Below are 9848 nucleotides of genomic sequence, written 5' to 3'. Positions count from 1 at the left end.
ACCCAGGATCGTGTTGAGCTTCACGCCCTCCACGCGACGCACCTGGCCGTCAGCAGCGCGGCCGACCCACAACTCCACGCCTGTGTCGGTGGTGTTGTCGAAGGAGAACCGGGTGCCATCCGGCGACCACGACGGGTTGCCTGGGCAGGCGCCCGCAGGCAGCGCGACGGCAGTTTCCTTGCCACTGGCCAGCTCCAGCACGCTGAAGCTCTCCAGGCAGGTCCGGATGCCGTAGCCATTGGAACGATCGTGGCGGCTGTGGTTGCGCGGCTCCACTCGGACGCCGGCGAGCTTGAGATAGGGTTCGGCGACACGGGCAATCGGCGGATACTGCGACTGCCGGATCAGGATCGCGCGCGTACCCGTGGGGTCCAGCGACGGCGATGGATTGAGCGGGGCGCGAAACACCTGCAGGAGTGGTTCCGGCGGCTGCAGGTAGCGCGCCTCCTGCGCCACCGCCAATGACGGCATCGCCAGGGCCAATCCCACCGCCAGCAATATCCTTCCTTTCCGCATCACCCACCCCCTTTGAGGAAAACCAGAAAGTAACACGACAAAAAAAGGGGCGGCTCGCGCCACCCCTTTTCTCCATCGCGTGCGACATGCCCGCTATCAGAGCAGGTGTGCCACGCCGCTGCGCTCTTCTTCCAGCTCGGCCAGCGTCTTGTCGATGGCCTTCTGGCTGAAATCGTCGACCGGCAGGTCCTTGATCATCGTGTACTCGCCGTTCTCGGTGGTGACGGCGAAGCCGAACATCACGCCTTCCGGGATGCCGTAGCTGCCGTCGGACGGAATGCCCATCGTCACCCACTTGCCGTTGCTGCCCAGCACCCAGTCGCGCACGTGGTCGATGGCGGCGTTGGCGGCCGAAGYGGCCGACGACAGGCCGCGCGCTTCGATGATCGCGGCGCCGCGCTTGCCGACCTGCGGGATGAAGGTGTTCGCGTTCCAGTCGGCGTCGTTGATCTTGTCCTTCAGCGACTGGCCGTTGACCGTGGCGAAGCGGTAGTCGGGGTACATGGTCGGGCTGTGGTTGCCCCACACGACCAGCTTGTCGATGTCGCCCACGGCCACGCCAGCCTTGTTGGCGAGCTGCGACAGCGCGCGGTTGTGGTCCAGGCGCAGCATGGCGGTGAAGTTCTTCGACGGCAGGTCCGGCGCGGACTTCATCGCGATGTAGGCGTTGGTGTTGGCSGGGTTGCCGACCACCAGCACCTTGACGTTGCGGCTGGCGACCTTGTTCAGCGCGGCGCCCTGGGCGGTGAAGATCTTGGCGTTCTCCAGCAGCAGGTCCTTGCGCTCCATGCCCGGGCCGCGCGGACGCGCGCCGACCAGCAGGGCCACGTCGACGTCCTTGAACGCGACTTCCGGATCGTCGGTACCGACGACGCCGGCCAGCAGCGGGAACGCGCAGTCTTCCAGCTCCATGATCACGCCCTTCAGCGCGGCCTGGGCCTTCTCCAGCGGCAGCTCCAGCAGYTGCAGGATGACCGGCTGGTCCTTGCCSAGCATTTCGCCGGAMGCGATRCGGAACAGCAGCGCGTAGCCGATCTGGCCAGCAGCGCCGGTGACGGCAACACGGACGGGGGTTTTCATGGTGCGGTTCCTCGGGGTTTCGTAGGGTGGGCGTCGGCCCACCGCGTGGGGAAAGAGTGGGCCTGCGCCCACGCAACGGTTACTTCAGTTCGGCAAAGAATTCCTGGAAGCGCTGCAGGCCCGGCGCGAGTTGCGGCGTCGGGCAGGTGTAGCTGATGCGTAGCGCGCGCGGCTCGCCGAACGCCGAGCCCGGCACGCAGGCCACGCCCTTCGCTTCGAGCAGCGCATTGCAGAAGTCGACGTCGTCCTCGATCTTCACGCCGTCATGCGACTTGCCGAAGGCGCAGCTGATGTCGGGGAATACGTAGAACGCACCCTGCGGACGCGGACACACCACGCCCGGGATGGCTTCCATCGCGGCCAGCACCTGGTCGCGCTTGGCCTGGAATTCGGCGTTCTTCGCCACGGGCACGTCCTGCGGGCCGGTCAGCGCGGCGATGGCCGCGGCGGTGACGACTTCCGGCACGTTGGTGATGTGGTTGGAATTCATCGTGGTCAGCGCCTTGGCGACCACCTCGGGACCGGCCATGAAGCCCACGCGCCAGCCCGGCATGCCATAAGTCTTGGACAGCGAATCGACGAAGACCGTGCGATCGCGCAGCTCCGGCCGCGCCTGCACGAAGTTCGTGTAGGCCAGGCCGTCGAACAGCATGCGGTTGTAGATGTCGTCGGTGACGATCCAGGTCTCCGGATGCTTCACCAGCACGTCGGCCAGCGCGGCGACTTCCTCGCGCGTGTAGACCATGCCCGTCGGATTGGACGGGTTGTTGAACAGGAACACCTTAGGCGTGTGGATCGTCAGCGCTTCGTCAAGCTGCGCGGGTGTCAGCTTGTAGTCCTGGCTGGCCGGGCACGGCAGCGGCACCGCCTTCGCGTTGACGATGTCGGCGATGTCGGCGTAGGTCGTCCAGTACGGCGACGGATAGACGATGGTGTCGCCCTCGTCCAGCAGCGACTCGGCCAGGTTGTAGAGGATGTGCTTGGCGCCGATGCCGGTGGACACGTTGGCGCGCGTGTAGCCGGTCAGGCCCAGCGCTTCGATGTGCCGCAGGAACGCATCGAGCAGCGCGTCGGTGCCGCGGTTGCTGCCRTACTGGCCGGAGTCCTTCGCCAGCGCGTCGCGCGCAGCTTGGTAGACGTGGTCGCCGGGCAGGAAATTGGGAACGCCGATCGAAAAGCTGATGATGTCGCGGCCTTCGGCCTTCAGCTTCTTGGCCTTTTCGGCCACCGCCATGATCGCACTTGGCTTGGCGCGACCGATGCGCCGGGCAAGCAGGGGCATTGCACAACCTCGCGTGGAAAYGGTTAGGGAGCGTCGCCGCCGTCTTTTTTGCGGCGCAAAATGGTATCACGCCACCCCGCCGAGACCGACTAGCCCATGGTCTACCCCGGCCCGCGCGGCGGGGCGCGGTTACTGGTAATCCACCACGTCGCCCAGGTCGTAGTTCTCGTCGAAATACGCTTGCCACTGCGCATACGCCGCGCGCAGGCAGGCGGGGGTATCGCAGGCGTCCAACTGGCGGGTGGCGGCCTGGACCGTGCGGTCGCCGTCGGGATAGCGATCCGCCAGTTCCTTGAACTGCTTTCGCATCCCGACATCCAGCGCGCCGAACTCCTCGTGCCCGCAGACCAAGGTGGCGCGGATGCTGCCCGCCGGGGCATCGGTTTCGCATACCGTCGCGGGATCCGGCGTCCGGGCCGCGGCCACGGCAGCAGCAAGCTCGCTGCGGTCGCGTTCGGTCAGCCGGCGCACGAAGCCCAGCTCGTCGGTCTGGCCGGCACCCCAGGTGATGCGCAGGGTGAAGCCGTTTCCACTCTGGTCCTGCAGTTTGCGCAGGGTCACCGTCTCGCTGGGCCCGGTATCGGAGGTCAGGTGCAGGGCCAGCGTGCCATTGTCGAGGTCGACGTCCTCCACCTTGCCGTCCAGCCAGGCGCCGTCACGCACGACCTGCAGCCCGGCGTCGGGCCGCCAGGCAATGGCGTAGAGGGTCTCGGCGTCGTCGCCTTCGCTGTGATTCGTGCTCCACAGGCCTTCCAGACTCTGCTGGAAGTGCTCCGCCGACGCCTCCACGGCGGTCGCTGCGACGGGATCCGGTGGGGTGTTCGCGCCTTTGTTGCACGCGCCCAGCGCCAGGGCGGCGGCCAGCAACAGGGCCGCGCGCAACGCGCGCCGGCAATGGTCCTTCATGGTGGTKCTCCACAAAAAGAAAGGGCCGGTACGATGACCGGCCCTTCCATTCGATCACGCCGACAGGATGCGGTTCCACTCCGCCACGCGGTCGGCCTTGGCGGCCAGCGCCGCGTCGGCGTCTCCGCTGATGGTCACCTTGGTGATCAGGTCACCCTGCTTCACCGCGTCGACCACGTCCAGGCCTTCGGTGACCTTGCCGAACACGGTGTGCTTGCCGTCCAGCCACGGCGTGGGCACGTGGGTGATGAAGAACTGGCTGCCGTTGGTGCTGGGGCCGGCATTGGCCATGGACAGCACGCCACGCTCATGGCGGACGCCGTTGGTGGTTTCGTCCTCGAAGCGGTAACCCGGGCCGCCCCGGCCCGAGCCTTCCGGACAGCCGCCCTGGATCATGAAATCGGGGATCACGCGGTGAAAGTTCAGGCCGTCGTAGAAGCCGCGCTTGGCCAGGTTGACGAAGTTGGCCACCGTCAGCGGGGCCTTGTCGGGGTACAGCTCGATCGTGATCGGGCCGCGCGAGGTGTCGAAGGTGGCAGTCAGCTGACTCATGGAACGGTTCTCCAGGGGTAAAAGAGGGAACGGCGGGACATCGGCGGCTCTCTCCCCTGCCCCGCCCTGGCGGCGGGGCAAGAAGGAAAGCATCCGTCCCGCCACCCGGCCACTGATGGCCGGGACTGCGATGCGCAAGCCGGACCCGTCACGCAGGCCCTGCCCCGTTGCCAGATCACGGCGCCGTCAGGGGATTTCAAGGGCGGGCCCCGTGCGGCGGCATCCATTCAGGCGTTTTTCGATAAATCAGGTGCTTAGCGCACCATAGCCCGCTATAATACGCCGCTTCTTTCCGCCCACGTCCTCGCGCCTGCCCCGTCGAAGGGGTATCCGGGTGCGCTTTTCCGATCCCAGAATCCATGTCCATCGAAAACCTCCGCAATATCGCGATCGTCGCGCACGTCGACCATGGCAAGACCACCCTCGTCGACCAGCTGCTGAAGCAGTCCGGCACCCTCTCCGAGCGCACCGTGCTGGCCGAGCGCGTGATGGACAGCAACGACCAGGAAAAGGAACGTGGCATCACGATCCTGGCGAAGAACACCGCCATCACCTGGAACGGCAACCGCATCAACATCGTCGATACCCCCGGCCACGCCGACTTCGGCGGCGAGGTCGAGCGCGTGCTGTCGATGGTCGACACCGTGCTGATCCTGGTGGACGCGATGGACGGCCCGATGCCGCAGACGCGCTTCGTCACCCAGAAGGCGTTCGCGATGGGCTTCAAGCCGATCGTGGTGATCAACAAGGTCGACCGCCCCGGCTCGCGTCCGGAGTGGGTCGTGGAGCAGGTGTGGGACCTGTTCGACCGCCTGGGTGCCACGCCCGAGCAGATGGATTTCCCGATCGTCTACGCCTCTGCCCTGAACGGATATGCCGGCCTCGAGGACACGGTGCGCGGCGGCGACATGACGCCGCTGTACGAAGCGATCATGAAGCACGCGCCGAAGCCGGAAGTCGATCCGGAAGGCGCCTTCCAGATGCGCATCAGCCAGCTGGACTACAACAACTTCGTCGGCGTGATCGGCATCGGCCGCATCCAGCGCGGCACGCTGAAGAAGAACATGCCGGTCGCCGTGATCGACCGTGAAGGCAAGAAGCGCCAGGGCAAGGTGCTGCAGGTGCTGGGCTTCCTGGGCCTGGAGCGCATCGAGCAGGACAGCGCCGAAGCCGGCGACATCGTCGCCATCTCCGGCATCCAGGACCTGACGATCTCCGACACCGTCTGCGCGCTGGACACCCCGGAAGCGCTGCCGGCGCTGACCGTCGATGAGCCGACGATCTCGATGACCTTCCAGGTCAACAATTCGCCGTTCGCCGGCCACAAGGACCTGTCGGGCGGCAAGTTCCTGACCAGCCGCCAGCTGAAGGAGCGCCTGGAACGCGAGACCGTGCACAACGTCGCGCTGAAGGTCGAGCAGTTGGAAGACGCGGACAAGTTCCTGGTCTCCGGCCGCGGCGAACTGCACCTGTCGGTGCTGATCGAGAACATGCGTCGCGAAGGCTATGAGCTCGCCGTGTCGCGCCCGGAAGTGATCATCAAGGAAATCGACGGCCAGCAGATGGAGCCGATCGAGCAGCTCGTCGTCGACGTGGAAGAGAACCACCAGGGCGGCGTGATGGAGAAGCTCGGCGTCCGCAAGGGCCAGCTGAAGAACATGGAGCCGGACGGCAAGGGCCGCGTGCGCCTGGACTACCAGATCCCGGCGCGCGGCCTGATCGGCTTCCAGAACGAATTCAAGACGCTGACCCAGGGCTCGGGCCTGCTGTTCCACGTGTTCGACCACTACGGCCCGAAGGAACAGGGCGCCATCGCGAAGCGTCTGAACGGCGTGATGATCGCCAATGCGCCGGGCGCGACGCCGGCCTACTCGCTCGGCCCGCTGCAGGAGCGCGGCAAGCTGTTCGCCGCCGAGGGCGACAACGTGTACGAAGGCCAGCTGATCGGCATCCACTCCAAGGACAACGACCTGACCGTCAACGCGATCAAGACCAAGCCGCTGACCAACATGCGCGCTTCGGGCAAGGATGATGCCATCCAGCTGACCCCGGCGATCAAGTTCTCGCTGGAGCAGGCGCTGGACTTCATCGACGACGATGAGCTGGTCGAGATCACGCCGAAGGAAATCCGCCTGCGCAAGAAGTTCCTGACCGAGAGCGACCGCAAGCGCGCTTCCCGCGCGGCTTGACCGCCGCGCCGCGCCTTGGACGACACCGCCTACAACCCGGACCCCAAGGCGCACCCTGGGCTGCACGCCATCGCCCTGTTCGAGGGCGCCAAGGGCGTGCTGGCCCTCGCCTTCGCCGGCGGACTGCTGGCGTTCGGCCCGGATCGCCTGCGCGAGAGCGTGCAGGCGATCGTCACCGGCTTCATCCCCGACGCTGGTCCCGGCGTGATGAGCCAGTGGCTGGACCGCATCAACCCCGAGTCGGTCCACGTGGCCGTGCTGATCATCGCGCTCTACGCCGGCATGCGCCTGCTGGAAGGCTGGGGCCTGTGGCGTGCCCGCGCCTGGGCGTCGTGGCTAGGCTGCCTCGGGTCCGCCGCCTACCTTCCGCTGGACGTCTATGCGCTGTACCACCATCCGGGCTGGCACACCTGGGCGCTCCTGATCGTGAACCTGGTGATCGTGTGGGTGCTGTGGCGGGACATCCGTCGCCGCAAGGTGATTTGACGGGCGGGGCGGCCGCTGCGTAGCCTGCGCGGCAACCCTGCCAAGATGCCCGCATGCGTCGATTCCTGCTGCCGCTCGGCCTGATGGTGCTCGCCCTGGCTGCCTGCCAGCCGGCGACGACGCCCGATGCGACGGCGCCCGCCGCACCGACCGATTTCCTTTATGCCGAGCTCGACATCGCCGACCTGCAGTCCCGCATGCAGTCCGGTGAACTCGACAGCCGTCGCCTGACGCAGGCGTACCTGGACCGGATCGCCGCCGTCGACAAGGCGGGGCCTCAGCTGAATGCGGTCATCGAACTGAACCCCGATGCGCTGAAAGAGGCCGCACTGCGCGACGTGGAACGCCGCGCCAATGCCATTCGCGGCCCGCTGCACGGCATCCCGGTCCTGCTGAAGGACAACATCGATGCGGTGCCGATGGCGACGTCGGCCGGTTCCCTGGCGCTCAAGGATTTTCGGCCGGCCAGGGATGCCTTCCTGGTCCGGCGCCTGCGCGACGCGGGTGCCGTCATCCTCGGCAAGGCCAACCTCAGCGAGTGGGCGAACTTCCGCTCATCGCACTCCACCTCGGGCTGGAGCGGCCGTGGCGGGCAGACGCGCAATCCCTATGCACTGGACCGCAATCCGTGCGGATCGAGTTCGGGCAGCGCGGTCGCGGTGTCGGCCAACCTCGTCGCGGTCAGTGTGGGCACCGAGACCGACGGCAGCATCGTCTGCCCTGCCGCGATCAACGGTGTGGTGGGACTGAAGCCGACCGTCGGCCTGGTCAGCCGGCAGGGCATCCTGCCCATCTCGCACAGCCAGGACACCGCCGGCCCCATCGCACGCAATGTGTCGGATGCGGCCTTGCTGCTGGCCGCCCTGGCCGGTCGGGACACCGCGGATGCGGCGACCACCCAGGCCGCCTGGAACACGACCCTCGACTTCAGTGCGCGACTCAAACCCGGCGCACTGAAAGGTGCGCGCATCGGCGTGCTGCGCAGCAAGGCGGTTATCCATCCCGACGCCGCCGCCGCGCTGGACATCGCCATCCAGGTGATGCGTGAGGCAGGCGCGACCGTCGTCGATGCGGAGATTCCCACCGACGGCCAATGGAATGCCGACGAACTCGAGCTGCTGCTGTACGAGTTCAAGCACGGCGTGGAGCGTTATCTCACCGAGCGCCAAGCCCCGCTGACCACGTTGACCCAGTTGATCGGCTACAACGAACGTTACCGCGTCTCCGAAATGCCGTACTTCGGCCAGGAACTGTTCGAGCAGGCGAATGCCAAGGGCGGACTCGGCGAAGCCGCCTACATCACCGCGCGCAGCCGGGCGCGCCGGCTGGCCGGACCTGAGGGCATCGATGCCGCGCTCAAGGCGCAGCAACTCGACGCACTGATCGCGCCGACGACGGGCCCCGCCTGGCTGACCGACCACAAGACCGGCGATCATTTTCCCGGCGCCGGTTACAGCGCAGCGGCCGTGGCGGGGTATCCCAGCCTCACCGTCCCGATGGGCCACAGCGATGGCCTGCCCCTGGGCCTGGTGTTCATGGGAACCGCCTGGAGCGAAGCGCGGCTGATCGCACTGGGCTACGACTACGAACAGCGCACCCGCGCACGCAAGCCCCCCGAGTACTGGCCGACGCTGTCGGCGCGCATGCCGCTGCGCTGAGCGCCGCGAAAGTGTGAGCCGTTTGCGGTGCGGAGATGCTTGCAGCGGTAGCGGGATCGTGGCGTCATAGCCCCACGGCAGCAGCGGGGGGTCTATCGCGTGGAATCTGGCGCGGACCGGGCATCGGAACTGCGGGCGTTCAGCGGGTCGGGCGCCGCTGCCCGGCTGCGGCAGCGCAACCTCGATTCGCTGGCATGGGGCATCCTGGTCATCGCATGCCTGCTGTCGCTGTGGTCCRGTGCCACCCAGTGGCGGCAGGCGCAGGAACACGCCCGCGCGCAGTTCGAGGCGCGCGCCGACGCGATAGCCACCGCGATCTCGGCCAACATGAATGCGTACGAAGACACCGTGCGTGCCGCCGCCGCCGTGCTGGAAGGCCGGCAGGACATCGAACGCGACAGCTTCTACGTATTCGTTGAAAAACTGCAGATGCCGACGCGCCAGGCGGCCGTGCATGGACTCGGGTTCGCGCGTCGCGTGACGCACGCCGAACGCGATGCATACGTCACGACCCAGCGCGCTCGGTACGGCGATGCGTTCGCCATCCACCCTGGGGGCGATCGCAGCGAATACGTGGTGATCGACGTACTCTATCCCGATGTACCGGGCATGCGTCCCCTGCTCGGCCGCGACGTGATGGCCGAAGCCGTGCGCGCGCAGGCCATCGCGTCGGCGCGCGACAGTGGCGAGCTGGCCGCCGCGCCGCTGGTCGCGCTGGGGGATGCCACCAAGGGCAGTACCGGCCTGGCGGGCTTCCTGCTGTACGCGCCGGTGTACGCCGACCCCGTCGCCGCACGCGCCAGCGTGGAGGCACGACGGCGCCTGCTGCGTGGCTTCGCCACCGCCGGCTTCGGTTGGCAACGGGTCGTGGAAGATGCTGTCGGTCGCTCCGGCGGCGACGAGTTCGACCTGCAGTTGCTCGCCCGCGATCACGGTGGCGAGCCGATCTACCAGACACGRGCGTTGCACGACCGCTACCGGGGCGACTGGCAGCCGGCCTTCACCGCTCAGCGCGAACTGCGGCTGCTGGGCAGCGAGTGGCGCCTGGTACTGCAGTCGCCACCGTTGCGCGACGCATTGCCCGGCCTGGCGTCCATCGTGCTGCTGACCGTGTGCGGGATCGGCCTGGGGCTGCTGCTGTTCCTGCTGTTGCAGAACCTGGCGCGGACGGAGCGGCGC

The 9848-nt window shown here is 67.2% G+C and carries 9 protein-coding genes; 4 read left to right on the top strand and 5 right to left on the bottom strand.

All coding sequences use genetic code 11. The annotated features are described in order from the left end of the window. From AC04L7_RS06205 to AC04L7_RS06185, 5 genes are all read right to left on the bottom strand, one after another. On the bottom strand, positions 1-471 hold a 471-nt coding region (locus AC04L7_RS06205; protein WP_475512700.1), incomplete at its 3' end, for a TolB-like translocation protein. A gap of 141 nt (positions 472-612) precedes the next feature. Beyond that, positions 613-1596 (bottom strand): malate dehydrogenase, encoded by a 984-nt coding sequence (locus AC04L7_RS06200; protein WP_475512699.1) that lies wholly within the window; start codon positions 1594-1596, stop codon positions 613-615. Positions 1597-1675: 79 nt separating this feature from the next. After that, positions 1676-2878 carry a pyridoxal phosphate-dependent aminotransferase gene (locus AC04L7_RS06195; RefSeq protein WP_299341046.1) on the bottom strand — a complete coding sequence of 401 codons (1203 nt, stop codon included), beginning with the start codon at positions 2876-2878 and terminating at the stop codon, positions 1676-1678. A gap of 129 nt (positions 2879-3007) precedes the next feature. Beyond that, a complete protein-coding gene (locus AC04L7_RS06190; RefSeq protein ID WP_435997259.1) occupies positions 3008-3784 on the bottom strand; it encodes a lysozyme inhibitor LprI family protein in 777 nt (258 codons plus the stop codon). Between the two features lie 54 nt (positions 3785-3838). Further along, positions 3839-4336: a peptidylprolyl isomerase gene (locus tag AC04L7_RS06185; RefSeq protein WP_296279036.1), complete on the bottom strand. Its 498-nt coding sequence runs from the start codon at positions 4334-4336 to the stop codon at positions 3839-3841. A gap of 359 nt (positions 4337-4695) precedes the next feature. Here AC04L7_RS06185 and typA point away from each other — a divergent pair, with 359 nt between their 5' ends. The 4 genes from typA to AC04L7_RS06165 all read left to right on the top strand — a co-directional run. Continuing rightward, the gene (gene typA / locus AC04L7_RS06180) at positions 4696-6525 is read left to right on the top strand and encodes a translational GTPase TypA (protein ID WP_435997256.1); all 1830 of its coding nucleotides are present in this window, start codon (positions 4696-4698) and stop codon (positions 6523-6525) included. Positions 6526-6540: 15 nt separating this feature from the next. Beyond that, on the top strand, positions 6541-7011 hold the full coding sequence (locus tag AC04L7_RS06175; protein WP_435997254.1) for a DUF2127 domain-containing protein: 471 nt from the start codon (positions 6541-6543) through the stop codon (positions 7009-7011). A gap of 53 nt (positions 7012-7064) precedes the next feature. Then, a complete protein-coding gene (locus AC04L7_RS06170) occupies positions 7065-8669 on the top strand; it encodes an amidase (RefSeq protein ID WP_435997252.1) in 1605 nt (534 codons plus the stop codon). Positions 8670-8768: 99 nt separating this feature from the next. Next, positions 8769-9848 (top strand): CHASE domain-containing protein (locus tag AC04L7_RS06165; protein WP_475512698.1); only part of this gene is annotated, 1080 nt, incomplete at its 3' end.

The sequence above is a fragment of the Pseudoxanthomonas sp. LjRoot204_2 genome (assembly GCF_056175765.1).
Note: the sequence above shows the minus strand (reverse complement) of the source record. Positions and strands in the feature narration are given on the sequence as shown.